The sequence below is a fragment of the Luteimonas sp. MC1828 genome (assembly GCF_016461615.1).
Classification (GTDB): domain Bacteria; phylum Pseudomonadota; class Gammaproteobacteria; order Xanthomonadales; family Xanthomonadaceae; genus Luteimonas.
The window spans coordinates 785,662-811,283 of record NZ_JAEMNY010000002.1 but is presented as its reverse complement, the minus strand read 5'-3'; the positions used below and the strand labels follow the sequence as shown (position 1 = coordinate 811,283).

Below are 25,622 nucleotides of genomic sequence, written 5' to 3'. Positions count from 1 at the left end.
TCGGTGGTGCGGAAGTAGAACTGCGGGCGGTAGCCCTTGAAGAACGGCGTGTGGCGGCCGCCCTCGTCCTTCGACAGCACGTACACCTCGGCTTCGAACTCGGTGTGCGGCTTGATCGAACCCGGCTTGCACAGCACCTGGCCGCGCTCCACGTCGTCACGCTTGGTGCCGCGCAGCAGCAGGCCGGCGTTGTCGCCCGCCTGCCCCTGGTCGAGCAGCTTGCGGAACATCTCGACGCCGGTGACGGTCGTCTTGACGGTCGGACGGATGCCGACGATCTCGATTTCCTCGCCCACCTTGATGATGCCGCGCTCGATGCGACCGGTCACCACCGTGCCGCGGCCCGAGATCGAGAACACGTCCTCGACCGGCATCAGGAACGGCTTGTCCACGTCGCGCTCGGGCTCCGGGATCCAGGTGTCCAGCGCCTCGACCAGCTTCACGATCGCCGGCACGCCGATGTCCGACTGGTCGCCTTCCAGCGCCTTCAGCGCCGAACCCTGGATGATCGGGGTGTCATCGCCGGGGAAGTCGTACTTCGACAGCAGCTCGCGCACTTCCATCTCGACGAGCTCCATCAGCTCGGCGTCGTCGACCATGTCGGCCTTGTTCAGGAACACCACGATGTACGGCACGCCCACCTGGCGCGCCAGCAGGATGTGCTCGCGCGTCTGCGGCATCGGGCCGTCGGCGGCCGAGCACACCAGGATCGCGCCGTCCATCTGCGCGGCACCGGTGATCATGTTCTTGACGTAGTCGGCGTGACCCGGGCAATCGACGTGCGCGTAATGGCGGTTCGGCGATTCGTACTCGACGTGCGAGGTCGAGATGGTGATGCCGCGCGCCTTCTCTTCCGGCGCCTTGTCGATCGCGTCGTAGGCGTGGAATTCGCCGCCGAAGCGTTCCGCACCGATCTTCGTCAGCGCCGCCGTCAGCGTCGTCTTGCCGTGGTCGACGTGACCGATCGTGCCCACGTTCACGTGGGGCTTGGTGCGCTCGAACTTACCCTTGGCCATGATTCTTCACTCTCAGAAAGTTGTTGGAAGGGACCGCGTTGCCGCGGCCGCTTACTTCTTCTTGACGACTTCGTCGACGATGTTGGTCGGCGCGTCGGCGTAATGGTCGAACTCCATCGTGAACGTCGCGCGGCCCTGGGACATCGAACGCAGGCTGGTCGCGTAGCCGAACATCTCGCCCAGCGGGATCATCGCGTTGACGATCTTGCCCGACGGGCTGTCGTCCTGGCCCTGCAGGATGCCGCGACGACGGCTGACGTCGCCCATCACGTCACCGATGTAATCCTCCGGCGACACGATCTCGACCTTCATGATCGGCTCCAGCAGGACCGGACCGGCCTTGTGGAAACCTTCCTTGAAGCCCATGGAGCCGGCGATCTTGAACGCCATTTCCGAGGAGTCGACTTCGTGGTACGAGCCGTCGATCAGCTTCACCTTGATGTCGACGATCGGGTAGCCGGCAAGCAGGCCGTTGGCCATTGCTTCCTGGATGCCCTTGTCGACGGCCGGGATGTATTCCTTCGGCACCACGCCGCCGACGATCGCGTTCTCGAACACGTAGCCCACGCCGGCTTCCTGCGGCGAGATTTCCAGCCACACGTGGCCGAACTGGCCCTTGCCGCCCGACTGGCGGACGAACTTGCCTTCCGACTTGACCGTCTTGCGGATGGTCTCGCGGTAGGCAACCTGCGGCTTGCCGACGTTGGCCTCGACGTTGAACTCGCGCTTCATGCGGTCCACGAGGATGTCCAGGTGCAGCTCACCCATGCCGGCGATGATCGTCTGGCCGGATTCCTCGTCGGTACGCACGCGGAACGACGGATCCTCCTGCGCCAGGCGACCAAGCGCGAGGCCCATCTTCTCCTGGTCGGACTTGGTCTTCGGCTCGACCGCCATCGAGATGACGGGCTCCGGGAAGATCATGCGTTCCAGCGTGATGATGTGGTCCTGCGCGCACAGCGTGTCGCCGGTGGTCACGTCCTTCAGGCCGACGGCCGCCGCGATGTCGCCCGCGCACACCTGCTTGATTTCCTGGCGATCGTTGGAGTGCATCTGCAACAGGCGGCCGATGCGTTCCTTGCGGCTCTTGACCGGGTTGAACACCTGGTCGCCGGCGTTGAGCACGCCCGAGTACACGCGGAAGAAGGTCAGCGAACCGACGAACGGGTCGGTCATGATCTTGAACGCCAGCGCCGAGAACGGCGCCTTGTCGTCGGACACGCGGGTGTCCGGCTGGTCGCGGTCGTCAATGCCCTGGACCGGCGGCCGGTCGACGGGCGACGGCAGCAACTGGATCACGCCGTCAAGCATGGCCTGCACGCCCTTGTTCTTGAACGCGGTGCCGCAGTACACCGGCACGATCTCGACGTTCAGGGTGCGCAGACGCAGGCCCGCAACGATCTCGTCCTCGGTGAGCTCGCCACCCTCGAGGTACTTGTCCATCAGCTCCTCGGTGGCCTCGGCCGCCGACTCCACCATGAACGCGCGCGCCTCGACGGCCTTGTCGGCCAGGTGCGCGGGAATCTCCTTGTACTCGAACACCATGCCCTGCGACGCGGTATCCCAATGGACCGCCTTCATCTTCAGCAGGTCGATGACGCCCTCGAAGCCGTCCTCGGCGCCGACCGGCACCTGCATCGGCACCGGGCTCGCGCCCAGGCGCGACTTCAGCTGCTCGACGACCTTGTCGAAGTTGGCGCCGGTGCGGTCCATCTTGTTGACGAACGCCATGCGCGGCACGTGGTACTTGTTGGCCTGGCGCCAGACGGTTTCCGACTGCGGCTGCACGCCGCCAACGGCGCACAGCACGAACACGGCACCATCGAGCACGCGCAGGCTGCGCTCGACTTCGATCGTGAAGTCGACGTGCCCGGGGGTATCGATGATGTTGAAGCGGTGCTGCGGCAGCGACTTGTCCATGCCGGACCAGAACGCGGTGGTGGCCGCAGACTGGATCGTGATGCCGCGCTCCTGCTCCTGCTCCATCCAGTCCATGGTGGCGGCGCCGTCGTGCACTTCGCCCAGCTTGTGGCTGACACCCGTGTAAAACAGGATGCGCTCGGACGTGGTGGTCTTGCCGGCATCGATGTGGGCCATGATGCCGAAGTTGCGGTAGCGTTCGATGGGAGTGGTGCGAGCCACGGCGGTCTCTCTATTTTTTGTCCGCTGAGCGGAGAAGTTTCCGGATGGCCGAATGCCGCCAGAAGGCGGCACCCGGCTACTGCGATGTACTGGCGCCGGCGGGGCCGTCGCCGGCGGCGCGAGGTGCGCGCCGCCCGGGTGCCATTACCAGCGGTAGTGTGCGAACGCCTTGTTCGCCTCCGCCATGCGATGGGTTTCCTCGCGCTTCTTGATGGCGCCGCCGCGGTTCTCGGAGGCGTCGATCAGTTCGGCCGCAAGCTTGCGCGGCATGGTGTTCTCGCCACGCTTGCGCGCGGAGTCGATCAGCCAGCGCATCGCCAGCGCCATGCGCCGCGACTGGCGCACTTCGACCGGCACCTGGTACGTGGCACCGCCGACGCGACGCGACTTCACTTCGACCGAAGGCGAAATGTTGCCGAGCGCCTTTTCGACGACTTCGAGCGGGTTCGGAGTCTTTTCACCGATCACGTCCATGGCGCCGTAGACGATCTTTTCGGCGACGGACTTCTTGCCGCTGTACATGACCATGTTGATGAAGCGGGCGATGGTCTCGCTCCCGTGCTTCGGGTCGGGCAGCACCGAGCGCTGCGGGGTGTTTCCTTTACGCGACATTGTTCTTGTGCCTTTGTCAGTATCTGGTTCGACGGTGCGTCAACAGCCGGAGGCTCAGGCCTTCGGACGCTTCGCGCCGTACTTCGAACGCGCCTGCTTGCGCTTGGTGACGCCGGCGGCGTCGAGCGAGCCACGCACGGTGTGGTAACGCACGCCCGGGAGGTCCTTGACGCGACCGCCGCGGATCAGCACCACGGAGTGCTCCTGCAGGTTGTGGCCTTCGCCACCGATGTAGGAGATCACCTCGTAACCGTTGGTCAGGCGCACCTTGGCAACCTTGCGCAGGGCCGAGTTCGGCTTCTTCGGGGTGGTGGTGTAGACGCGCGTGCACACGCCGCGACGCTGGGGACAGTTCTCCAGGGCGGGCGAGTTGCTCTTGTAGGTTTCCGGGCTGCGCGACTTGCGCACAAGCTGGTTGATTGTTGCCATCGGTCTCGGGTCTTTGCTCTGGGCACGGGGCCCGCGGTGTGTGTGGCGGGCCTGGGCCCGGCTCTGGTGGCGCGGACCGAGGCCCGTGCCGGCCGCACGGTCCAGGTCCCGTGCGCGAAAACAAAGGCAGGCGGAATGATCCAGCCTGCCAGACGGAAAAGTATAGCGTGCGCCGACGACCAGCGTCAACGCAGCATACGACCCGCCATGCGCACCCCAACCTGGGCGCAGCCATGGCCGCGATCTCTTTCCCGCCCATCCTGGGCCGAACACGAAGCGCCTCCATGGCACCTCATTTCGGGATCTGGGACGGCCCCGTGGGGCCGTCACTAACTTTGTATCAGCCTTCGTCGCCCTCGCCCGCCGCTTCCGCGGCGGCCGGGGCTTCGATCATCACTGCAGGCTCCGCGGCAACTTCTGCCACGGAGACCCCGGACAGCGCATCCATTTCGGAGTCGGTCAGGCCGGAGGCATTCTTGCGGCGCTGCGTATGGTACGCCAAGCCGGTGCCCGCCGGGATAAGGCGCCCGACGATGACGTTCTCCTTCAGGCCACGCAGGCTGTCACGGGTGCCGCGTACAGCGGCCTCGGTCAACACGCGGGTGGTCTCCTGGAACGACGCGGCGGAGATGAACGACTCGGTCGCAAGCGACGCCTTGGTGATACCCAGCAGCACCGGGTCGTAACGCACCGGCAGCTCGCCCTTGGCATTCAGCTTGATGTTGTCCTCGATCACGCGCTGGCGCTCGGCCTGCTCGCCATTAAGGAAACGGCTGTCACCGGCGTCGGTGATCTCCACCTTGCGCAGCATCTGGCGGACGATCACTTCGATGTGCTTGTCGTTGATCTTCACGCCCTGCAGGCGGTAGACGTCCTGGATTTCCTTGGTCAGGTACGACGCAAGTTCCTCGACGCCCTTCAGGCGCAGGATGTCCTGCGGGCTCGGCTCGCCGTCCACCACGGTCTCGCCCTTCTCGACGTGCTCGCCTTCGAACACGATGATCTGGCGGTACTTCGGGATCAGCTCCTCGTGATCGTCACCATCGGCACCCTTGATGATCAGGCGCTGCTTGCCCTTGGTGTCCTTGCCGAAGCTCACCACGCCCGACTTCTCGGCGAGGATCGCCGGGTCCTTGGGCTTGCGGGCTTCGAACAGGTCGGCCACGCGCGGCAGGCCGCCGGTGATGTCGCGGGTCTTCGACGCTTCCTGCGGGATCTTCGCCACCACGTCGCCCACGCCGACGGACGCGCCGTCCTGCATGTTGACGATCGAGCGCGGCGGCAGCATGTACTGCGCCGGCAGGTCGGTGTTGGGGATGCTCAGGTCCTTGCCGGTCTTCTCGTCTACGATGCGGATGATCGGGCGCAGGTCCTTGCCCTGCGAGCCGCGACGCTTCGGATCGGTGATCTCGCGCGAGGCGAGGCCGGTCAGGTCGTCGGTCTTCTCGATCACCGTCACGCCGTCGATGAAGTCGACGAAGCGCATCACGCCCTTCACTTCCGACACGATCGGGTGGTTATGCGGGTCCCAGTTGGCGACCGTCTGCCCGGCCTTGACCGCCTGCGCGTCCTTGACGTGGATGGTCGCGCCGTACGGGAGCTTGTAGCGCTCGCGCTCGCGGCCATGGGCGTCGAGGATCGACAGCTCGCCGGAGCGCGACACCGCCACCAGGTGGCCGTTGCCGTGCTGGACCGACTTGATGTTGTTGAACTTCACCGAGCCGGTGGTCTTGACGGTGACGTTGTCGATCGCCGCCGCACGCGAAGCCGCGCCGCCGATGTGGAACGTACGCATCGTCAGCTGCGTGCCGGGCTCGCCGATGGACTGCGCGGCGACCACGCCGACCGCCTCGCCATGGTTCACCTGGTGTCCGCGACCGAGATCGCGGCCGTAGCACAGCGCGCAAACGCCGAAGGACGACTCGCAGGTGATGGTGGAGCGGACCTGGATGGTCTGCACGCCGTCGTCCTCGAGCTTCTGCACCCAGGCTTCGTCGAGCAGCGTATTGCGGGTCACCACCGGCTCGTCGTCATTGCCCGGCAGGAACACGTCCTCGGCAACCACGCGGCCCAGCACGCGATCCTTCAGCGGTTCGACCACGTCGCCGCCTTCCACGATCGGGGTCATGGTCAGGCCATCGCGCGTGCCGCAATCGGTCTCGGTGATCACCACGTCCTGCGCCACGTCGACCAGGCGACGGGTCAGGTAGCCGGAGTTCGCGGTCTTCAGCGCGGTATCCGCGAGGCCCTTGCGGGCGCCGTGGGTCGAGATGAAGTACTGCTGGACGTTCAGGCCCTCGCGGAAGTTCGAGGTGATCGGGGTCTCGATGATCGAGCCGTCGGGCTTGGCCATCAGGCCGCGCATGCCGGCCAGCTGGCGGATCTGCGCCTGCGAACCACGCGCGCCGGAGTCGGCCATGATGTACACGGAGTTCATCGACTTCTGCGGGACCTGCTCGCCCTTGGCGTTGGTCACGGTCTCGGTGCCGATGGCTTCCATCATCGCCTTGGCCACGCGCTCGTTCGTGCGCGACCAGATGTCGACGACCTTGTTGTAGCGCTCGCCCGCGGTGACCAGGCCCGACTGGTACTGCTGCTGGATTTCCAGCACCTCGCCCTCGGCCTCGGCCAGGATGCCCTTCTTCTCCGGCGGGATGATCATGTCGTCGATGCCGATGGAGACGCCGGCGCGCGTGGCGTACGCGAAGCCGGTGTACATCAGGCGGTCGGCGAACACGACCGTGTCCTTCAGGCCGAGCATGCGGTAGCAGGTGTTGATCAGGCGGCTGATGTTCTTCTTGTTCAGCTCGGTGTTGGCCAGCGAGAACGGCAGGCCCTCCGGCAGGATCTCCGCCAGCAACGCGCGGCCCACCGTGGTCTCCACGATCGAGGTGCCGGTCTTGCGGCCACCTTCTTCGTCGATCACGGTCTCGGTGATGCGCACCTTCACCTTGGCATGCAGGCCGGCGACCTTGGCGTCATAGGCGCGCTTGACCTCGGACACGTTGGCGAACGCCATGCCCTCGCCCGGGGTGTTCTCCAGGGCGCGGGTCATGTAGTACAGGCCCAGCACGACGTCCTGCGACGGCACGATGATCGGCTCGCCGTTGGCCGGCGACAGGATGTTGTTGGACGACATCATCAGCGCACGCGCTTCCAGCTGGGCTTCCAGCGAGAGCGGCACGTGGACGGCCATCTGGTCACCGTCGAAGTCGGCGTTGAACGCGGTGCAGACCAGCGGGTGCAGCTGGATGGCCTTGCCCTCGATCAGCACCGGCTCGAACGCCTGGATGCCCAGGCGGTGCAGCGTCGGCGCGCGGTTCAGCAGCACCGGATGCTCGCGGATCACCTCTTCGAGGATGTCCCACACCTCGGCTTCTTCGCGCTCGACGAGCTTCTTGGCGGCCTTGATGGTGGTGGCCAGGCCACGGCGCTGCAGCTTGGCGAAGATGAAGGGCTTGAACAGCTCGAGCGCCATCTTCTTCGGCAGGCCGCACTGGTGCAGCTTCAGGTACGGGCCGACCACGATGACCGAACGGCCGGAGTAGTCGACGCGCTTGCCGAGCAGGTTCTGGCGGAAGCGACCCTGCTTGCCCTTGATCATGTCGGCGAGCGACTTGAGCGGGCGCTTGTTGGTGCCGGTGATGGCGCGGCCGCGACGGCCGTTGTCCATCAGCGCGTCAACCGATTCCTGCAGCATGCGCTTCTCGTTGCGCACGATGATGTCGGGCGCGTTGAGCTCCAGCAGGCGACGCAGGCGGTTGTTGCGGTTGATGACGCGGCGGTACAGGTCGTTGAGGTCGGAGGTCGCGAAGCGGCCACCGTCCAGCGGCACCAGCGGACGCAGGTCCGGCGGCAGCACCGGCAGCACGGTCATCACCATCCACTCGGGGCGGTTGCCCGACTCGAGGAAGGCCTCGACCAGCTTGATGCGCTTGGTGAGGCGCTTGAGCTTGGTCTCGGAACCGGTGGCGGCGATGTCTTCGCGCAGCTGCACCATCTGCGCCTGCAGGTCGATCGTGCGCAGCAGGTCGAACACGGCTTCGGCGCCCATGGCGGCGTCGAAGTCGTCGCCGTGCTCCTGGCGCATCTGCATGTACTGCTCTTCGTTGAGCAGCTGGCCACGCTCCATCGGAGTCAGGCCCGGCTCGGTGACCACGAACGCCTCGAAGTAGAGGATGCGTTCGATGTCACGCAACGTCATGTCCAGCATCAGGCCGATGCGCGACGGCAGCGACTTGAGGAACCAGATGTGCGCGGTCGGGCTGGCCAGGTCGATGTGGCCCATGCGCTCGCGGCGCACCTTGGCCAGCGTCACTTCCGTGCCGCACTTCTCGCACACCACGCCGCGGTGCTTCATGCGCTTGTACTTGCCGCACAGGCACTCGTAGTCCTTGATCGGGCCGAAGATGGCCGAGCAGAACAGGCCGTCACGCTCCGGCTTGAAGGTGCGGTAGTTGATGGTCTCGGGCTTCTTGACCTCGCCGAACGACCACGAGCGGATCAGGTCGGGGGAGGCGAGCGCGATCTTGATCGCGTCGAAGTCGAGCGCCGGGCGCTGCTGGTTGAACAGGTTCAGAAGGTCTTTCATGTGTTTCTCCGGGATCGGGAATCGAGGACGGGGCTGCGGTGCTTGCGGGTGCGGGGCGCGTCGTGCGCGCCCTGCCCCGGCTGCGTCCTCAGTTCTCTTCCAGCTCCATGTTGATCGCGAGCGAGCGGATTTCCTTGACCAGCACGTTGAAGGACTCGGGCATGCCCGCGACCATCTCGTGTTCGCCGTCGACGATGTTCTTGTACATCTGGTTGCGGCCCTGCACGTCGTCCGACTTGACCGTCAGCATCTCCTGCAGCGTGTACGCCGCGCCGTAGGCCTCCAGCGCCCAGACCTCCATCTCGCCGAAGCGCTGGCCGCCGAACTGCGCCTTGCCGCCCAGCGGCTGCTGGGTGACGAGCGAGTACGGACCGGTGGAACGCGCGTGCATCTTGTCGTCGACCAGGTGGTTGAGCTTCAGCATGTGCATGTAGCCCACCGTGACCTTGCGCTCGAACGCGTCGCCGGTGCGGCCGTCGAACAGCTGCGCCTGGCCGTTGGTCGGCAGGTCGGCCAGCGTCAGCATCGCCTTGATCTCGGACTCGTCGGCACCGTCGAACACCGGGGTGGCCATCGGCACGCCGTCGGTCAGGTTGTGCGCCAACGCCAGCAGTTCCTCGTCGCTGAACTGCTTGAGGTCGACGCGCTGGCCGTGCAGCTTGTCGTCGTGGTTGTAGATCTGGTCGAGGAACTTGCGCAGCTCGGTGATCTTGGCCTGCGCCTGCAGCATGCGGTCGATCTTCTGGCCCAGGCCCTTCGCGGCCCAGCCGAGGTGGACTTCGAGGATCTGGCCGATGTTCATTCGGCTCGGCACGCCCAGCGGGTTCAGCACGATGTCGACGGTCTGGCCATCGGCCATGTACGGCATGTCCTGCACCGGCACGATTGTCGAGACGACACCCTTGTTGCCGTGGCGGCCGGCCATCTTGTCGCCCGGCTGGATGCGGCGCTTCACGGCCAGGTAGACCTTGACCATCTTCAGCACGCCCGGGGCGAGGTCGTCACCCTGGGTGATCTTGCCGCGCTTGTCCTGGAAGCGGCGCTCGAACTCCTTCTCGTGGACCTCGAGCTGCTTCTGCGCGCGCTCGATCGCGTCGGCCGCGTCGTCGTCCTTCATGCGCAGCTGCAGCCACTCGGCCTTGCGGATGCCGTCGAGCACCAGCGAGGAGACGGTGTCGCCCTTCTTCACGCCCGGGCCGCCATTGGCGACCTTGCCCAGCAGCTGGTCGCGCAGGCGCGCGTAGATCGCGCCCTCGAGGATGCGGAACTGATCGTCAAAGTCCTTCTTGACGCTCTTGATCTCGTTTTCCTCAATCTGGCGCGCGCGCTTGTCCTTCTCGATGCCGTCGCGGGTGAAGACCTGCACGTCAATGACGGTGCCGTCCATGCCCGGCGGCACGCGCAGCGAGCTGTCCTTAACGTCGGACGCCTTCTCGCCGAAGATCGCGCGCAGCAGCTTCTCTTCCGGGGTCAGCTGGCTCTCGCCCTTCGGCGTGACCTTGCCGACCAGGATGTCGCCGGCACGCACCTCGGCGCCGATGTACACCACGCCCGACTCGTCGAGGCGGTTCAGCGCCTGCTCGGAGACGTTCGGGATGTCGGCGGAGATCTCCTCCGGCCCGAGCTTGGTGTCACGCGCGACCGCGGTGAGCTCTTCGATATGGATCGTGGTGTAGCGATCCTCCTCGACCACGCGCTCGGAGAGCAGGATCGAGTCCTCGAAGTTGTAGCCGTTCCACGGCATGAACGCGACCAGCATGTTCTGGCCGAGCGCGAGCTCGCCGATGTCGGTCGAAGGACCGTCGGCCAGCACGTCGCCGCGGGCGACCACGTCGCCAACGTTGACCAGCGGGGTCTGGTTGATGCAGGTGTTCTGGTTGGAGCGCGTGTACTTGATCAGGTTGTAGATGTCGACGCCGGCATCGGTCTCGCCTGAAATCTCGTCCTCGTTGACCTTGACCACGATGCGGCCGGCGTCGATCTGCTCGATCACGCCGCCACGGCGCGCGTTCACCGTCACGCCCGAGTCGCGCGCCACCGCGCGCTCGATGCCGGTGCCGACCAGCGGCTTCTGGCTGCGCAGCGTGGGCACGGCCTGGCGCTGCATGTTGGCGCCCATCAACGCGCGGTTCGCGTCGTCGTGCTCCAGGAACGGCACCAGCGCCGCCGCGACCGACACGGTCTGCATCGGCGAGACGTCCATGTAGTGGATCTCGCTCGGCGGCTTGAGCAGGTTCTCGCCCTGGAAGCGGCAGGCGACGAACTGCGCCGTCAGCACGCCGTTCTCGTCCTGCGGTGCGCTCACCTGGGCGATGACGTACTCGTTCTCCTCGATCGCCGACAGGTACTCGACGTCGTCGGTGACCTTGCCGTCCACGACCTTGCGGTACGGAGTCTCGAGGAAGCCGTAGTGGTTGGTGCGCGCGAACACGGCCAGCGAGTTGATCAGGCCGATGTTCGGGCCTTCAGGGGTTTCGATCGTGCAGACGCGGCCGTAATGCGTCGGGTGCACGTCGCGCACCTCGAAGCCGGCGCGCTCGCGCGTCAGGCCGCCCGGACCAAGTGCCGACACGCGGCGCTTGTGGGTGACCTCGGACAGCGGGTTGTTCTGGTCCATGAACTGCGACAGCTGCGACGAACCGAAGAACTCCTTCACCGCTGCCGCAACCGGCTTGGCGTTGATCAGTTCCTGCGGGGTCAGGCCATCGTTCTCGGCCATCGTCAGGCGCTCGCGCACGGCGCGCTCGACGCGCACCAGGCCGACGCGGAACACGTTCTCGGCCATTTCACCGACCGAACGCACGCGACGGTTGCCGAGGTGGTCGATGTCATCGACCGTGCCGCGACCGTTGCGGATCTCGGTGAGCACCTTGACCACGTCGAGGATGTCGGACATGTCGCCGAACTGCTCGCGCAGGCGGACCGAGTCCTCGTCCTTGCGCTCGGCGAAGTAGCGCGCGTCGTACAGCACCGGCGCGCCGGTGGTTTCCTTGCGGCCGATGCGGCGATTGAACTTCATGCGGCCGACCGACGACAGGTCGTAGCGCTCGAACGTGAAGAACAGGTTGTGGAACAGGTTCTGCGCAGCGTCCTTGGTCGGCGGCTCGCCGGGACGCATCATGCGGTAGATCTCGACCAGCGCTTCGAGCTGGGTCTTGGTGCCGTCGATGCGCAGCGTGTTGGACATGTACGGGCCACGGTCCAGGTCGTTGACCCAGATGGTGCCCACCGCTTCGACGCCGGCCTTGCGCAGGCCTTCCAGCATCTCGTCGGTGATCTCGTCGTTGGCGCTGGCGATCAGCTCGCCGGTGGCGGCATCGATCACGTCATGCGACAGGATGCGGCCGACCAGGTAGCTGTCCGGCACGGCCAGGGCTTCGATGCCCGAGTCGGTGAGCTGCTTGACGTGGCGCGCGGTGATGCGCTTGCCCGCTTCGACGATGACGCGGTCGCCGTCGGCGAGGTCGAAATCGAGCGTTTCGCCGCGCAGGCGGTCGGCGACCAGCGCCAGCTGCACGCCCTCTTCGGGATCGATGTGGAACGTGTTGATCTCGAAGAACTCGTTGAGCATTTCTTCGTTGTTGTAGCCGAGCGCGCGCAGCAGCACGGACACCGGCAGCTTGCGACGGCGGTCGATGCGGGTGAACAGCGCGTCCTTCGGGTCGAACTCGAAGTCGAGCCACGAACCGCGGTACGGGATGATGCGGGCGCTGTACAACAGCTTGCCCGAGCTGTGCGTCTTGCCACGGTCGTGGTCGAAGAACACGCCCGGCGAGCGGTGCAGCTGCGAGACGATGACGCGCTCGGTGCCATTGACGATGAAGGTGCCGTTGTCGGTCATGAGCGGGATCTCGCCCATGTAGACCTCCTGCTCCTTCACGTACTTGATGGCCTTGTTCGACGACTCGCGGTCGTAGATCACCAGGCGCACGGTCACGCGCAGCGGGGCGCCGTAGCTGAGGCCGCGGTTGCGGCACTCGCGCTCGTCGAACACCGGGCTGCCGAGCTTGTAGCCGACATACTCCAGCGCTGCGTAACCGTTGTAGCTGACGATCGGGAACACCGACTTCAGCGCGGCATGGAGGCCGCGGTCGTCGCGGCGGGCCGGATCCACGTCGGCCTGCAGGAACTCGCGGTACGAGTCGACCTGGATGGCGAGCAGGAACGGGACCTCGAGGATCGAACGGCGCTTGCCGAAGTCCTTGCGGATGCGCTTTTTCTCGGTGAACGAATACGTCGTCATGGGGCTACCGCCTTTGGCATCTGCGGGGCGCGCGTCCGCGCCCCAGGGGGAATCGAAGTGAATCGCCAGTTGGAAGTCGCTGGTATTGCCGGCACCAGCACGCCTTCTGCTGCTACTTCCAACTACCGACTCGATGTCGGGGTTTTTTACTTGCTACAACGGCCGAAGGCCGGGGGCTTACGCCCCCAGCCCCGGTGGTCGCCCATCACGCAGGCGACGCAACAACGCTTACTTGACTTCGACCGTGGCGCCGGCCGCTTCCAGATCCTTCTTGATCTTCTCGGCTTCGTCCTTCGAAGCGCTGTCCTTGACCACGCCACCGGCTTCGGTCAGATCCTTCGCTTCCTTCAGGCCAAGGCCGGTGATCGCGCGGACCACCTTGATCACTTCGACCTTCTTGTCGCCAGGCGACTTCAGGGTCACGGTGAACTCGGTCTGCTCTTCGACCGGGGCGGCGGCGGCGGCCGGACCGGCGGCAGCGGCCACCGGGGCGGCGGCGGACACGCCGAACTTCTCTTCCATCGCCTTGACCAGCTCCATCACCTCGATGAGGGTCTTGCTGCTGATCGCTTCGATGATCTGCTCGTTGGAAAGGGACATCTCGATACCTCTGTTATCTAAGTTGGAAAACGTCTGGGGTCAGTTGTCGTGACCGAACGATTGGGTGCCTCAAGCCGCCTTTTGCTGGCCAACCGCGCTCGTGGCGCGGGCAACCTGCGTGGCCGGCTCGGCCAGTACGCGCACCAGCATGGTGGCGGGCTGGACCATGACGCTGAGCAGCATCGACAGTGCCTGGTCGCGGGTCGGCAGTGCAGCCAGGACGTCCACATGGGACCCCGGGTACATCTGTCCGCCCATCGCCACCAGGCGCGGCTTCAGCTTGTCGTTCGCCTTGGCGAACTCCTTGATCAGGCGTCCTGCGGCGCCGGGGTCTTCCTGCGAGAAAGCAAACAGCAGCGGACCGGTCAGCTCGTCCTTGACGACGGCGTAATCGGTATCCTCCACCGCACGCGAGACCAGAGTGTTCTTGGCTACCTTCAAGAACACGCCTTCCACGCGCGCTTTCTTCCGCATGTTGGTCAATTGCTCGACCGTCAGACCCGCGTACTCCGCGGCAACCAGCGAGTGCGCCTTGGAGGCGACCTCGGCCAGTTCGGCAACGACTTCCTTCTTCTGGTTCAGATTGAGAGCCATTGCACTCCTCCGTACATCGAATTCCGCCCTGGCGAATCCTCGCCCGGACGGTACTGGGGCGACGCCAGTCCCTTGGCGCCGGGAACGCCGCAAGCGGCATTCCGGTGGTGGCCGTTTTCCAGCAGATCGTGAAACATTGATTCTGAGGAGGGTCGGCAACCATCTGCGCAGGCCCGTTCCCGCTCACGCGGTTCGAGGATTAAGCGCCCTGCGCGGGCAACGACGGCGATTCCATGCCAGTTCGAGCATCCTTGCCCGTCGTCGTTGCCACGCAGGCCGCGCCTGCGGTCTTTGACGGCTCCGCTTCGGGCCTGAGCCCTTGGCGATGCCCTCAAAACTTGCTGATTACTTGAGCGAGAGCGTCGACGCGTCGACCGCGACGCCCGGGCCCATGGTGGAGCTCACCGAAATCTTCTGCAGGTACTGGCCCTTGGCGGTGGCCGGCTTGGCCTTCACCAGGTCGGCCAGCAGCGCCTGCAGGTTTTCCTTCAGGCGGTCCGACTCGAAGTCGGCCTTGCCGATGGTGCAGTGGATGATGCCGGCCTTGTCGGTGCGGTAACGCACCTGGCCGCCCTTCGCGTTCTTCACGGCTTCGCCCGGGTTCAGGGACACCGTGCCGACCTTGGGGTTGGGCATCAGGCCACGCGGACCGAGCAGCGTGCCGAGCTTGCCGACAACGCGCATCGCATCCGGGGTGGCGATGACGACGTCATAGCTGAGGTCGCCGGCCTGCATCTTCTCGGCCAGGTCGTCCATGCCGACCGCGTCGGCACCGGCAGCCAGGGCCTCGTCGGCCTTGGCGCCCGCCGGGGCGAACACCGCCACGCGCACGCTCTTGCCGGTACCGCCCGGCAGCACGGTGGAACCGCGCACCTGCTGGTCCGACTTGCGCGCGTCCACGCCGAGGCGGACGGCAACGTCCACGGCCTCGACGAACTTGGACTTGCTGTTGTCCTTGACGATCTTCAGGGCTTCATCGATCGGGTAGCTCTTGCCCGGGACGACTGCCGCCTTGGCCGCCTTCTGTCGCTTGGTCTCTGCCATGGTCTCAGCCCTCCACCGACAAGCCCATCGAACGGGCGGAACCCGTGATGGTGCGTACTGCTGCTTCCAGATCGGCCGCCGTCAGGTCGGCTTCCTTCGCCTTGGCGATCTCTTCGATCTGCGCGCGGGTCACCTTGCCCACCTTCTCGGTGTTCGGGCGCTTGGAACCCGTGGTCACGCCAGCCGCCTTCTTGAGCAGCACGGCAGCCGGGGTGCTCTTGGTGATGAAGGTGAACGTGCGGTCCGAGTACGCGGTGATGATCACGGGAGTCGGGAGACCCGGCTCGAGCTTCTGCGTGGCGGCATTGAACGCCTTGCAGAATTCCATGATGTTCAGGCCGCGCTGGCCCAGGGCCGGGCCGACGGGCGGCGACGGATTCGCCTGGCCTGCCTTGACCTGCAGTTTGATGTAACCGACTACTTTCTTTGCCATGTTGCTCTCCGGGTGCGAACGCCGTTCAGGCTCCCCATCGGGCCGGGAATACGCACGCGTCCCGGCATCGCGTTGTCTGGTGCGCGAAAGGCCGCCCATCCGGCGGCCAGTGCGTTTGCCCGCCAGTGGCGGGCAGGAAGCCGCATACTATAGCAGCTCCCGGGGCTTGCGGCACGCGGCCGGCGATCAGGCCTTTTCGACCTGCCCGAACTCGAGCTCGACCGGGGTGGAGCGTCCGAAAATCAGCACCGCCACGCGCAGCCGGCTCTTCTCGTAGTTGACTTCCTCGACCACGCCGTTGAAGTCGTTGAACGGGCCGTCTGTGACGCGGACCATCTGGCCGGCCTCGAACAGCACCTTCGGGCGCGGCTTCTCCACGCCTTCCTGAACGCGGGCGAGGATGGCATCGGCCTCGTCGTCGCGGATCGGCAGCGGATTGGCGGCGGTTCCGCCGATGAAGCCCATGACCTTGGGGGTTTCCTTGACCAGGTGCCAGCTTTCGCTGTCGATGCGCGGGATGCCGCCCTCGTCGTGGGTGGCGATCTGCACGAGCACGTAGCCGGGGAAGAACTTGCGCTCGGAGCGACGCTTCTGGCCGGCGCGCATCTCGATCACTTCCTCGGTCGGCACCATCACGTCGCCGAACTTCTCTTCCATCTCAAGGCGGGCAATGCGGTCACGCAGCGCCTGGGCCACCGACTTCTCGAAGCCGGAATAGGCGTGGACCACGTACCAGCGCTTGATGAGCTCGGTTTCCATATGACTTAGACAGCCTTTATTCAATTGCCAAGCAGCAGGCGGATGACCCACTGGATGACCAGGTCGAACCCGGCGAGCAGCAGGCTGATGATGACCACCACCAGCATGACCACCCACGTCATGCGCATGGCCTCCTGGCGCGTCGGCCAGACCACCTTGCGCAGCTCGAAGCGGGCCTCCGACAGGAACTCCCGCAACTGCAGGCCCTTGGCGCTGGTCAGGAACACCACCAGGCCGGCGGCGACGCCAGCGACGACCGCCAGCACGCGCAGCGGGGTGGGCCACTGCCCGTCAAACCAGTAGAACGCCACCAGCCCGGCAACGACCAGAAGCCCGGCAATGACGTACTTGGCCACATCGCCAGCCGAAGACTGGTTCCGCGAATGATCGACCCTGCTGTTCAAGTCGTTACTGCCCTCGTTGCGGCATGGCACGCCAGGAGGGACTCGAACCCCCAACCTGCGGTTTTGGAGACCGCTGCTCTGCCAATTGAGCTACTGGCGTGTAAATCGTAAAAATCGGACTTCCTTAGACGCCAACGGCGAGCCGTCACCGACTCGCCCCGGCACGTATCACGGCGGCCAAGGCCGCCGGGATACGACTGCTTACTTGATGATCTTGGCCACCACGCCGGCGCCGACCGTACGGCCACCTTCGCGGATCGCGAAGCGCAGGCCGTCGTCCATCGCCACCGGGTTGATCAGCGTGACCACCATCTTCACGTTGTCGCCCGGCATCACCATCTCGACACCTTCCGGCAGCTCGCAGGCGCCAGTGATGTCGGTGGTGCGGAAGTAGAACTGCGGGCGGTAGCCCTTGAAGAACGGCGTGTGGCGGCCGCCCTCGTCCTTCGACAGCACGTACACCTCGGCTTCGAACTCGGTGTGCGGCTTGATCGAACCCGGCTTGCACAGCACCTGGCCGCGCTCCACGTCGTCACGCTTGGTGCCGCGCAGCAGCAGGCCGGCGTTGTCGCCCGCCTGCCCCTGGTCGAGCAGCTTGCGGAACATCTCGACGCCGGTGACGGTCGTCTTGACGGTCGGACGGATGCCGACGATCTCGATTTCCTCGCCCACCTTGATGATGCCGCGCTCGATGCGACCGGTCACCACCGTGCCGCGGCCCGAGATCGAGAACACGTCCTCGACCGGCATCAGGAACGGCTTGTCCACGTCGCGCTCGGGCTCCGGGATCCAGGTGTCCAGCGCCTCGACCAGCTTCACGATCGCCGGCACGCCGATGTCCGACTGGTCGCCTTCCAGCGCCTTCAGCGCCGAACCCTGGATGATCGGGGTGTCATCGCCGGGGAAGTCGTACTTCGACAGCAGCTCGCGCACTTCCATCTCGACGAGCTCCATCAGCTCGGCGTCGTCGACCATGTCGGCCTTGTTCAGGAACACCACGATGTACGGCACGCCCACCTGGCGCGCCAGCAGGATGTGCTCGCGCGTCTGCGGCATCGGGCCGTCGGCGGCCGAGCACACCAGGATCGCGCCGTCCATCTGCGCGGCACCGGTGATCATGTTCTTGACGTAGTCGGCGTGACCCGGGCAATCGACGTGCGCGTAATGGCGGTTCGGCGATTCGTACTCGACGTGCGAGGTCGAGATGGTGATGCCGCGCGCCTTCTCTTCCGGCGCCTTGTCGATCGCGTCGTAGGCGTGGAATTCGCCGCCGAAGCGTTCCGCACCGATCTTCGTCAGCGCCGCCGTCAGCGTCGTCTTGCCGTGGTCGACGTGACCGATCGTGCCCACGTTCACGTGGGGCTTGGTGCGCTCGAACTTACCCTTGGCCATGATTGCGTATCTCGCTGAACTGTTGGATGGAGTGCCGCGCGGTGGCCGCGGCCTTGAACATGGTGCTCACGAATGGAATCGAACCATCGACCTCCTCCTTACCAAGGAGGTGCTCTACCGACTGAGCTACGTGAGCGTAAATTGTGTCCTGGCGCCTGGATTGCAATGGCAGGCCCGCGGTGGAGCGGGAGACGGGAATCGAACCCGCACCATCAGCTTGGAAGGCTGAGGTTCTACCGTTGAACTACTCCCGCGCCGGGAACCGCACTTGGTGGAGGGAGGTGGATTCGAACCACCGAAGGCGTAAGCCAGCAGATTTACAGTCTGCCCCCGTTGGCCGCTTGGGTATCCCTCCGGCAAGTAATGAACCGGTGAAAACAGCCCGCGATTTTGACGCCCCCCAATCCTGCTGTCAACGCCTGCGCGTGTTTTTCCCGAAAGAAGAACACGCCGGCCCGCCGTCCGCGGTCAGACGTTGAAGCGGAAATGCAGCACGTCGCCCTCGCGGACCCGGTATTCCTTGCCTTCCAGGCGCAGGCGGCCGGCTTCGCGCGCCCCGGCTTCGCCCTTGTACTTGATGAAGTCGTCGTAGCCGATGGTCTCGGCGCGGATGAAGCCCTTCTCGAAGTCGGTGTGGATCACCGCGGCGGCCTGCGGGGCGGTCGAGCCACCCTTGACCGTCCAGGCGCGGACTTCCTTGACCCCCGCCGTGAAGTAGGTCTGCAGGCCCAGCAAGGTGTAGGCCGCGCGGATGACACGGTTCAGGCCAGGCTCCTCGAGCCCGAGGTCGGTCAGGAACGCGTCGCGGTCCTCGTCCTCGAGCTGCGACAGCTCCTCCTCGATCGCCGCCGAGACCGGAACCACCTCGGCGCCCTCGCCGGCCGCGCGCGCGCGGACCGCATCCAGGTGGGGGTTGTCGGTGAAGCCGTCCTCGAGCACGTTGGCCACGTACATCACCGGCTTGAGCGTCAGCAGGAACAGGTCGCGGATGGCGACGTGATCGTCCTCGGTCAGCGCCAGTGCGCGCGCCGGCTTGCCGCTGTCGAGCGCCTCGCGCACCCGGGACAGCACTTCCACGCGCACCTTGGCGTCCTTGTCACCGGTCTTCGCCGAGCGCTCGGCGCGCTGCAGGGCCTTTTCGACCGATTCCAGGTCGGCCAGCGCCAGCTCGGTATCGATGGTCTCGATGTCGGCGATCGGGTCGACCTTGTTGTTGACGTGGATCACGTCCGGGTTCTCGAAGCAGCGCACCACGTGGCAGATCGCGTCGACCTCGCGGATATGCGCCAGGAACTTGTTGCCCAGGCCCTCACCGCTGGCCGCGCCAGCCACCAGGCCCGCGATGTCGACGAACTCGACCGCGGTCGGGATGCACTTCTGCGGCTTGACGATCTCCGACAGCGCATTCAGGCGCGGATCCGGCACCGGCACCACGCCGACGTTGGGCTCGATGGTGCAAAACGGAAAATTGGCCGCGGCGATGCCCGCCTTGGTGAGCGCGTTGAACAGGGTCGACTTGCCGACGTTGGGCAGGCCGACGATGCCGCATTTGATGCCCATGGATCCGGGACTCGTGAAACGGGAGGCGGGAGCCACCGGCCGTTGCGGCTGGAGGCTCCCGCATCGCGTCTCGGCAATGCGTGATGTGGCCGGCCGTCAGCCGTCCGCGCCTGCCGGCGCCGCGGTGTGCAGCCGCTTCATCGCCTCGTTGACGTCGCCGGCGACCGCCAGCGGCAGCACGTCGATCGCGTCATCGATGGCGCGTCCGATGAGGATGTCGTCCGCCCCCGTGGCGCGGCCCAGCACCCAGCCGGTCACGCGGTCCTTGTGGCCGGGATGGCCGATGCCAATGCGCAGGCGGTGGAACCGGCCATGCCCGAGCAGGCGCATGGTGTCACGCAGGCCGTTCTGGCCGCCGTGGCCACCATCGAACTTCAGGCGCGCGGTGCCCGGCGGCAGGTCAAGCTCGTCATGGGCAAGCAGCGCCTGCTCCGGCTCGATCTTCCAGAACTGCAGCGCGGCCAGCACCGATTTGCCGCTCAGGTTCATGAAGGTGGCCGGTTTCAGCAGCCACACGTCGCGGCCACCGACCTGCACCCTGGCGGTCTCGCCAAAGAGCTTGCCGTCAACCTTGAAGCGCGCGCCGTCCCGCTCCGCAAGGGCGTCGACAAAGCGGAACCCGGCGTTGTGCCGGTCCCGCGCGTGGTCGGGGCCGGGATTACCCAGCCCGACAATGAGTCGAAGCCCGTCCATCGCGGCGCTGCCCACCGGCGCATCCGCTGGGGATGCACCGGTGGAACGCGGTCAGCCTTCCTTGCCCGGCTGTTCCTGCTTGGCGGCAGGCACTTCGGCGCCGGCCTCGACGTCGGCTTCCACTTCCTCGCGGACATGGCGCGCGACGGCCACGGCCGGGTTGTGGCCTTCGTCGATCTTCTGCGCGGGCGTGACGCCCTCGGGGAACACGACGTCCGACAGGTGCACGGTGTCGCCGACCTGCATGTTGGCCAAGTCGACCTCGATGAACTCCGGCAGCTTGCCCGGCAGGCAGCTGACTTCGATCTCGTTGAGCTCCTGGGTGAGCACGACGCCCGCGGTCTTGCCGGCCACCGAGGTGTCGGCGTTGACCAGGTGCAGCGGAACGTTGAAGCGGATCGCCTCGTTCTCGTTCACGCGCTGGAAGTCGATGTGCATGATCTGCTGCTTGAACGGGTGGCGCTGCATGTCACGCAGCAGCACGCGCTCGATCTTGCCGTCGACGTCGAGGTCGAGGATCGACGAGTAGAACCACTCGTGCTGGCTGGCAACCCAGGTCTTTTCCTGCTCGAGCTGGATGCTCATGGGAGCGGCGTCGCCACCGTAGATGATGGCCGGCAGGCTGCCCGCGCGACGCAGGCGGCGGCTCGCACCCTTCCCCTCGTCCTTGCGGCCGACTGCCGAAATCTTGTGCTGTGTCATTGGATGTACTCGTTTGCTTGGTTGGCCCGCCTCGCGGCGGAAATGTTGACTCCCCCGCGACCAGGGGAGCCGGTTGGAACACGACCGGGACCGGGGCGGCAGCGCCGCCTCAGTCCACGTAGAGGGAACTCACCGACTCGCCGAAGGCGATGCGGCGGATGGTTTCTGCCAGCAGCTCGGCCACGCTGAGCTGGCGGATGCGGCCGCAGGCGCGGGCGGCATCGGAAAGCGGAATGGTATCAGTGACCACCAGCTCGTCGAGCTGGGAGCGGTTCAGGTTGTCGATCGCCGCGCCCGAGAGCACCGGATGCGTGCAGTAGGCGACCACCTTGGTGGCGCCCTGCGCCTTCAGCGCAGCGGCGGCGGCGCACAGCGTGCCCGCGGTGTCGACGATGTCGTCCACCAGCACGCAGGTCTTGCCCTGCACGTCGCCGATGATGTTCATCACCGTGGCGACGTTGGCCTTCGGGCGGCGCTTGTCGATGATCGCGAGATCCGCGTCATCCAGGCGCTTGGCCAGCGCGCGGGCGCGCACCACGCCGCCGACATCGGGGCTGACCACGACCATGTTGTCGGTGCCGTGCGCGCGCCAGATATCGGCCAGCAGCAGCGGCGAGGCGTAGACGTTGTCGACCGGGATGTCGAAGAAGCCCTGGATCTGGTCGGCGTGCAGGTCGATCGTGAGCAGTCCGTCGGCACCGGCCACGGTGAACATCTTGGCGGCGAGCTTGGCGGTGATCGGCACCCGCGACGAGCGCATGCGGCGGTCCTGGCGGGCGTAGCCGAAATACGGCACCACGGCGGTGATGCTGGCGGTGGAGGCGCGCTTGAGCGCGTCGATCAGCGCCATCAGCTCCATGAAATGCTCGGCGGTCGGGGCGCAGGTGGACTGCACCACGAACACGTCCTGGCGGCGCACGTTTTCCTCGATCTCGACCTGCACTTCGCCATCGGAGAAGGTCGACACCAGCGCCTTGCCGGGGCGCACGCCGAGCTCGCGACACACGGCCTGGGCGAGCGGGCGGTTGGCATTGCCGGAGAAGATCAGCAGGTTGCCATCTTCCTTTTTCACGGGACGTCTCCGCTGCACGCAGGTTTCGAGTGGGAAATGGCAGGGGCGGTAGGATTCGAACCTACGAATGCCAGGATCAAAACCTGGTGCCTTGGGCCTCTTGGCGACGCCCCTGCAGAGGCCACGCCGCAAGTGCATCCAGCAGCGGCGACCGCGCGGCACCGGGCACCACCCAGGCCACGAGGCCTGGCGGCAATCCGGCGAGCGCAGCCTCGGCGAGCGCGCGGTCTGCGAACTCGACGAAACAGCCGCTACCCGTCCCGGTAAGCCGTGGCGTGCCGACGCGCGAAAGTACCTGGAATACAGCCTCCACGGCCGGTTCGAGGCGACGCAGCACCGGCTCGAACGCATTGCCGAGCGGAACACTTGAAGCGAAGTCCGCTATTGTCGCGGCGGCGGCATCCCTCGTCAATTCAGGGGCCTGGAACAGCGCGGCGGTCCCCGCGTGCACGCCGGGGTCGACCAGCAGGTACCAGGCCGGCGGCAGCGCCACCGGCGCCAGGCGCTCGCCGACGCCTTCGGCCCAGGCGTTCTCGCCATGCACGAACACCGGAACGTCGGCGCCGAGGCCGACTCCGAGCGCTGCCAGCGCGTCCCGACCCAGGTGAAGCCCCCAGAGCGCGTCCAGGGCCACCAGCACGGTCGCCGCGTCGGATGACCCGCCGCCGAAGCCTCCGCCGGCGGGAATGCGTTTTTCGACGCGGATATCGGCACCAAGTGCACATTTGGATGCTTTTTGCAGAACTTCCGCCGCGCGTAGGCTCAGGTCCGCGGATTCCGGGACGGCCGCAAGATCCGTCCCGCAGCGCACGATCCGGCCGTCGGCGCGCGGCCGCAGATGCACGGTGTCGCCCCAGTCCAGCAGCCGGAACACGGTCTGCAGGCTGTGGTAGCCGTCGGCGCGGCGGCCGGTGATGCGCAGGAACAGGTTGAGCTTGGCCGGTGCCGGCCAGGCCGACCAGTCCCCGACGACCGTCATGGCGACATCCCGCCCCACTGGTCGACAACCAGGCGCACGTCGGCTCCGCCGCGGCGCGCTTCGATGCGCCGCGGCAGCGGCGGCGTGGCCGCATCGCCCGCGTGCCAGGCGCGGAAATCGATGACCCAGCCGTCCTGCTCCAGCCGCGCCGGCAGCAGGTCGCCGCCGAACGCGAGCGTCGCGGGCCCGTGGCGACCCTCATCGGCGCGCGCCCCCCGCAGCCAGGCGCCCAGGGCGGCCATCGGCACTTCCAGCCCGGTGGCCTCGTACAGCAGCGCGCCGCCGTCCGGCCCTTCACGGGTCCCTCCTTCAAGCCCTTCCAGGCGCGCGCCGGCATCATCCGCGGAGAGCCGCCAGCCCTGTCGGGTCACGGGCGCGGACAGCTCGACGCGATAGAGGGCGCCATCCTGGCGCCAGTCGATGCGGCCACTGCCGCCCTTGCCGTCACGGGTGATGGCCGCGCGCCCCGTCAGGGTCCACGCCGGCAGCGCGGCCAGCTGCGCCTCGCGCGCCACCTGGCCATCCATGGCCGCCGCCACGGCCGCAGGCGCCAGCACGGGCAACGGCGCGGATGCAGGCCCGCGGGTCGCGCACGCGGCCAGCACGGCCGCGGCGGCAAGCGCCAGCAGGACCCTCGCCGGCCTCATGACGCGGTCTTTTCCAGCGCGCGCTTGAGGGCGCGGTTGTCCGGATCGATCGCGCGCGCTTCCTCGAGGTAACGACGCGCCTCCTCATGGCGGCCCAGCACCCAGAGCACTTCGCCCAGGTGCGCGGCGATCTCCGCGTCCTTCTCGAGTACATAGGCGCGGCGCAGCTCGACCAGCGCTTCCTCGTTGCGGCCCAGGCGGTAGAGCACCCAACCGTAGCTGTCGATGATCGCGGCGTTGCCCGGCTCGGCGACGCGCGCGCGCTCGATCAGCTCGAGCGCCTCGTCATAGCGGGTGGTGCGGTCGGCGAGCGTGTAGCCCAAGGCGTTCAGCGCGGCCGTGCTGTCCGGATCGGCCACCAGGATGCGGCGCAGGTCGGCCTCGGCGCGGGCGATATCGTCGCGCCGCTCCCACATCAGGGCGCGCGCGTAGAGCAGCGCGGGGTCATCGACGAACGCGGCCAGCCCACGCGCGTACGCATCGAGCTCGGCGTCGCCACCACCATCCTCGCGGCGCAGCTCCGCCTCCATCACGTAGGCGTCGCGGCGGTATTCGCCGTCGGCGTCGCCATCCTGCTGCAGGCGCGAGAGCTCCGCGTAGGCCTCGTCGTCCTTGTCGAGGTCGTGCAGCACCTTGGGAATGCGCAGCCGCGCCAGCCAGCGCTGCTCGCCGCCCGGCACGCTGCGGTACCAGTCGAGCGCCTCGGTCGGCAGCTCGAGGTACTCGGCGAGCTGGCCGAGCAGCAGGCGACGCGGTGGATTGGGTGCCTCGGCATCGGTCTTGAGGACGTCGTACAGCCGCCCCAACCCCTCCTTGTCCTCGGCCTGCGCCAGCAGGGACGCGCGCAGCGCCAGCCAGCGGAGTTCCGGAGGGCCGTCTTCCAGCAGCGCCGCGCCGGCTGCCGGGGCGCCGACCTCGGCGTAGGCCAGGGCGATGTTCTCGCGCATGCGCGGATGCGCTGTGACCCCGGGCTGTGCCGCGAGCTCGTCCAGCACTGCCTTCGCCTCCTCGCTGCGGCCGGTCTGGTGGAGGTGGCGGCTGCGGACCAGGGCGGTGAGCGGGTCGTCGGGGAACGCCACGCGGGCGACGCCGTCGATGCGTTCGAACAAGGCCTGGTCGCCCAGCCCCAGCGCAAGCTCGCCGGCGCTGGCGAGCGCCAGCGATTCGCGCGGGATCGCGTCGCGATCGAACAGCTGGCCGAGCACCTTGGCCGACAGCGCCTGGTCACTGCTGCCGGTGCCGAGCACCGACATCGCGGTGAGCAGGCCTTCGCGGCCGTCTTCGCGCAGCAGCGACTCGAGCTCGCTCCGGGCGGCGCGGCCCTTGCCGGTGCGCAACGCCAGCGTGGCGGCCGCGCCCTTCATGCCCACCGACTCCGGGGCGCGCTGGCGCCACAGGCCGAGGGCCTCGCCGAGCGCGGCGTCGTCGCGCCCCATCAACGCATAGCGGGTGGCGCGGGCCGCGAGTTCGGCGTCTTCGGGCAGCGCACGCGCCGCCTCCAGGTACCACGCCGTGCCTTCGTCCAGGCGACCGGCCGAAACCGCGAATTCCGCGGCAATCACCGCCTCGAGCGGGTCGCGGGCGACGCGGTCCCGCGCCTGGGCGGCCATGGCGCAAAAGAGCAGCAGGACGGCGGCCAGCGCCGCGCGGGGGCGCCGCGAACGACCGCGCGGGAGGTGGCGAACGCCGGTCGCGGACGCGGAGGCTGCC

The 25,622-nt window shown here is 66.8% G+C and carries 20 protein-coding genes and 5 tRNA genes; all 25 read right to left on the bottom strand.

What is annotated here, in order from left to right:
* Positions 1-1,016 (bottom strand): elongation factor Tu (tuf, locus tag JHB91_RS13575; protein WP_199473231.1); only part of this gene is annotated, 1,016 nt, incomplete at its 3' end.
* Positions 1,017-1,067: 51 nt separating this feature from the next.
* On the bottom strand, positions 1,068-3,158 hold the full coding sequence (gene fusA / locus JHB91_RS13570) for an elongation factor G (protein WP_199373192.1): 2,091 nt from the start codon (positions 3,156-3,158) through the stop codon (positions 1,068-1,070).
* A 144-nt stretch (positions 3,159-3,302) separates the two neighbouring features.
* Complete coding sequence (rpsG, locus tag JHB91_RS13565; protein WP_182825360.1) at positions 3,303-3,770, bottom strand: 30S ribosomal protein S7; 468 nt, start codon at positions 3,768-3,770, stop codon at positions 3,303-3,305.
* A gap of 54 nt (positions 3,771-3,824) precedes the next feature.
* A complete protein-coding gene (gene rpsL / locus JHB91_RS13560) occupies positions 3,825-4,199 on the bottom strand; it encodes a 30S ribosomal protein S12 (RefSeq protein ID WP_182825358.1) in 375 nt (124 codons plus the stop codon).
* A 340-nt stretch (positions 4,200-4,539) separates the two neighbouring features.
* The gene (rpoC, locus tag JHB91_RS13555; protein WP_199373193.1) at positions 4,540-8,790 is read right to left on the bottom strand and encodes a DNA-directed RNA polymerase subunit beta'; all 4,251 of its coding nucleotides are present in this window, start codon (positions 8,788-8,790) and stop codon (positions 4,540-4,542) included.
* 88 nt (positions 8,791-8,878) lie between these two features.
* On the bottom strand, positions 8,879-13,033 hold the full coding sequence (rpoB, locus tag JHB91_RS13550) for a DNA-directed RNA polymerase subunit beta (protein WP_199373194.1): 4,155 nt from the start codon (positions 13,031-13,033) through the stop codon (positions 8,879-8,881).
* A gap of 228 nt (positions 13,034-13,261) precedes the next feature.
* A complete protein-coding gene (gene rplL, locus JHB91_RS13545; RefSeq protein WP_199373195.1) occupies positions 13,262-13,633 on the bottom strand; it encodes a 50S ribosomal protein L7/L12 in 372 nt (123 codons plus the stop codon).
* Between the two features lie 69 nt (positions 13,634-13,702).
* Positions 13,703-14,227 (bottom strand): 50S ribosomal protein L10, encoded by a 525-nt coding sequence (rplJ, locus tag JHB91_RS13540; protein ID WP_199373196.1) that lies wholly within the window; start codon positions 14,225-14,227, stop codon positions 13,703-13,705.
* A 345-nt stretch (positions 14,228-14,572) separates the two neighbouring features.
* Positions 14,573-15,271 (bottom strand): 50S ribosomal protein L1, encoded by a 699-nt coding sequence (gene rplA / locus JHB91_RS13535; RefSeq protein ID WP_199473230.1) that lies wholly within the window; start codon positions 15,269-15,271, stop codon positions 14,573-14,575.
* Between the two features lie 4 nt (positions 15,272-15,275).
* Positions 15,276-15,704: a 50S ribosomal protein L11 gene (rplK, locus tag JHB91_RS13530; protein ID WP_199373198.1), complete on the bottom strand. Its 429-nt coding sequence runs from the start codon at positions 15,702-15,704 to the stop codon at positions 15,276-15,278.
* Positions 15,705-15,890: 186 nt separating this feature from the next.
* Positions 15,891-16,463: a transcription termination/antitermination protein NusG gene (nusG, locus tag JHB91_RS13525; RefSeq protein WP_233348053.1), complete on the bottom strand. Its 573-nt coding sequence runs from the start codon at positions 16,461-16,463 to the stop codon at positions 15,891-15,893.
* Positions 16,464-16,483: 20 nt separating this feature from the next.
* Complete coding sequence (secE, locus tag JHB91_RS13520) at positions 16,484-16,867, bottom strand: preprotein translocase subunit SecE (protein WP_199373199.1); 384 nt, start codon at positions 16,865-16,867, stop codon at positions 16,484-16,486.
* A gap of 24 nt (positions 16,868-16,891) precedes the next feature.
* Positions 16,892-16,967, bottom strand: a tRNA-Trp gene (locus JHB91_RS13515).
* A gap of 101 nt (positions 16,968-17,068) precedes the next feature.
* On the bottom strand, positions 17,069-18,259 hold the full coding sequence (tuf, locus tag JHB91_RS13510) for an elongation factor Tu (protein WP_182825364.1): 1,191 nt from the start codon (positions 18,257-18,259) through the stop codon (positions 17,069-17,071).
* A 60-nt stretch (positions 18,260-18,319) separates the two neighbouring features.
* Positions 18,320-18,395: transfer RNA gene (locus JHB91_RS13505), tRNA-Thr, on the bottom strand.
* A gap of 44 nt (positions 18,396-18,439) precedes the next feature.
* Positions 18,440-18,513: transfer RNA gene (locus tag JHB91_RS13500), tRNA-Gly, on the bottom strand.
* Positions 18,514-18,528: 15 nt separating this feature from the next.
* A tRNA-Tyr gene (locus JHB91_RS13495) sits at positions 18,529-18,614 on the bottom strand.
* Positions 18,615-18,727: 113 nt separating this feature from the next.
* Positions 18,728-19,819, bottom strand: a complete 1,092-nt coding sequence (gene ychF, locus JHB91_RS13490) for a redox-regulated ATPase YchF (protein ID WP_199473229.1) — start codon at positions 19,817-19,819, stop codon at positions 18,728-18,730.
* A 96-nt stretch (positions 19,820-19,915) separates the two neighbouring features.
* The gene (pth, locus tag JHB91_RS13485; RefSeq protein WP_199473261.1) at positions 19,916-20,512 is read right to left on the bottom strand and encodes an aminoacyl-tRNA hydrolase; all 597 of its coding nucleotides are present in this window, start codon (positions 20,510-20,512) and stop codon (positions 19,916-19,918) included.
* Positions 20,513-20,563: 51 nt separating this feature from the next.
* On the bottom strand, positions 20,564-21,214 hold the full coding sequence (locus JHB91_RS13480; RefSeq protein WP_199373277.1) for a 50S ribosomal protein L25/general stress protein Ctc: 651 nt from the start codon (positions 21,212-21,214) through the stop codon (positions 20,564-20,566).
* 109 nt (positions 21,215-21,323) lie between these two features.
* Entirely contained in the window at positions 21,324-22,286 is a 963-nt protein-coding gene (locus tag JHB91_RS13475) for a ribose-phosphate diphosphokinase (protein WP_199373278.1), read from the bottom strand.
* 37 nt (positions 22,287-22,323) lie between these two features.
* Positions 22,324-22,400, bottom strand: a tRNA-Gln gene (locus JHB91_RS13470).
* Complete coding sequence (ispE, locus tag JHB91_RS13465; protein ID WP_199473228.1) at positions 22,363-23,265, bottom strand: 4-(cytidine 5'-diphospho)-2-C-methyl-D-erythritol kinase; 903 nt, start codon at positions 23,263-23,265, stop codon at positions 22,363-22,365. The genes JHB91_RS13470 and ispE overlap by 38 nt, the downstream gene beginning before the upstream one ends.
* Positions 23,262-23,912, bottom strand: coding sequence for a lipoprotein insertase outer membrane protein LolB (lolB, locus tag JHB91_RS13460; protein WP_199473227.1), 651 nt, complete (start codon positions 23,910-23,912; stop codon positions 23,262-23,264). Before lolB ends, ispE begins: the two co-directional genes overlap by 4 nt.
* Positions 23,909-25,522, bottom strand: coding sequence for a tetratricopeptide repeat protein (locus tag JHB91_RS13455; protein WP_233398701.1), 1,614 nt, complete (start codon positions 25,520-25,522; stop codon positions 23,909-23,911). Before JHB91_RS13455 ends, lolB begins: the two co-directional genes overlap by 4 nt.
* Positions 25,523-25,622 lie beyond the last annotated feature (100 nt).

What these genes read in the sequence shown, in the direction of transcription:
- rpoB (WP_199373194.1), bottom strand. Translation starts at nt 13,033, where the DNA reads ATGACGACGTATTCGTTCACCGAGAAAAAGCGCATCCGCAAGGACTTC.
- tuf (WP_182825364.1), bottom strand. Translation starts at nt 18,259, where the DNA reads ATGGCCAAGGGTAAGTTCGAGCGCACCAAGCCCCACGTGAACGTGGGC.
- pth (WP_199473261.1), bottom strand. Translation starts at nt 20,512, where the DNA reads ATGGACGGGCTTCGACTCATTGTCGGGCTGGGTAATCCCGGCCCCGAC.
- rpoC (WP_199373193.1), bottom strand. Translation starts at nt 8,790, where the DNA reads ATGAAAGACCTTCTGAACCTGTTCAACCAGCAGCGCCCGGCGCTCGAC.
- rplJ (WP_199373196.1), bottom strand. Translation starts at nt 14,227, where the DNA reads ATGGCTCTCAATCTGAACCAGAAGAAGGAAGTCGTTGCCGAACTGGCC.
- JHB91_RS13455 (WP_233398701.1), bottom strand. Translation starts at nt 25,522, where the DNA reads ATGGCCGCCCAGGCGCGGGACCGCGTCGCCCGCGACCCGCTCGAGGCG.
- ychF (WP_199473229.1), bottom strand. Translation starts at nt 19,819, where the DNA reads ATGGGCATCAAATGCGGCATCGTCGGCCTGCCCAACGTCGGCAAGTCG.
- ispE (WP_199473228.1), bottom strand. Translation starts at nt 23,265, where the DNA reads ATGACGGTCGTCGGGGACTGGTCGGCCTGGCCGGCACCGGCCAAGCTC.
- nusG (WP_233348053.1), bottom strand. Translation starts at nt 16,463, where the DNA reads ATGGAAACCGAGCTCATCAAGCGCTGGTACGTGGTCCACGCCTATTCC.
- rpsL (WP_182825358.1), bottom strand. Translation starts at nt 4,199, where the DNA reads ATGGCAACAATCAACCAGCTTGTGCGCAAGTCGCGCAGCCCGGAAACC.
- JHB91_RS13480 (WP_199373277.1), bottom strand. Translation starts at nt 21,214, where the DNA reads ATGACACAGCACAAGATTTCGGCAGTCGGCCGCAAGGACGAGGGGAAG.
- rpsG (WP_182825360.1), bottom strand. Translation starts at nt 3,770, where the DNA reads ATGTCGCGTAAAGGAAACACCCCGCAGCGCTCGGTGCTGCCCGACCCG.
- rplA (WP_199473230.1), bottom strand. Translation starts at nt 15,271, where the DNA reads ATGGCAGAGACCAAGCGACAGAAGGCGGCCAAGGCGGCAGTCGTCCCG.
- rplK (WP_199373198.1), bottom strand. Translation starts at nt 15,704, where the DNA reads ATGGCAAAGAAAGTAGTCGGTTACATCAAACTGCAGGTCAAGGCAGGC.
- rplL (WP_199373195.1), bottom strand. Translation starts at nt 13,633, where the DNA reads ATGTCCCTTTCCAACGAGCAGATCATCGAAGCGATCAGCAGCAAGACC.
- lolB (WP_199473227.1), bottom strand. Translation starts at nt 23,912, where the DNA reads ATGAGGCCGGCGAGGGTCCTGCTGGCGCTTGCCGCCGCGGCCGTGCTG.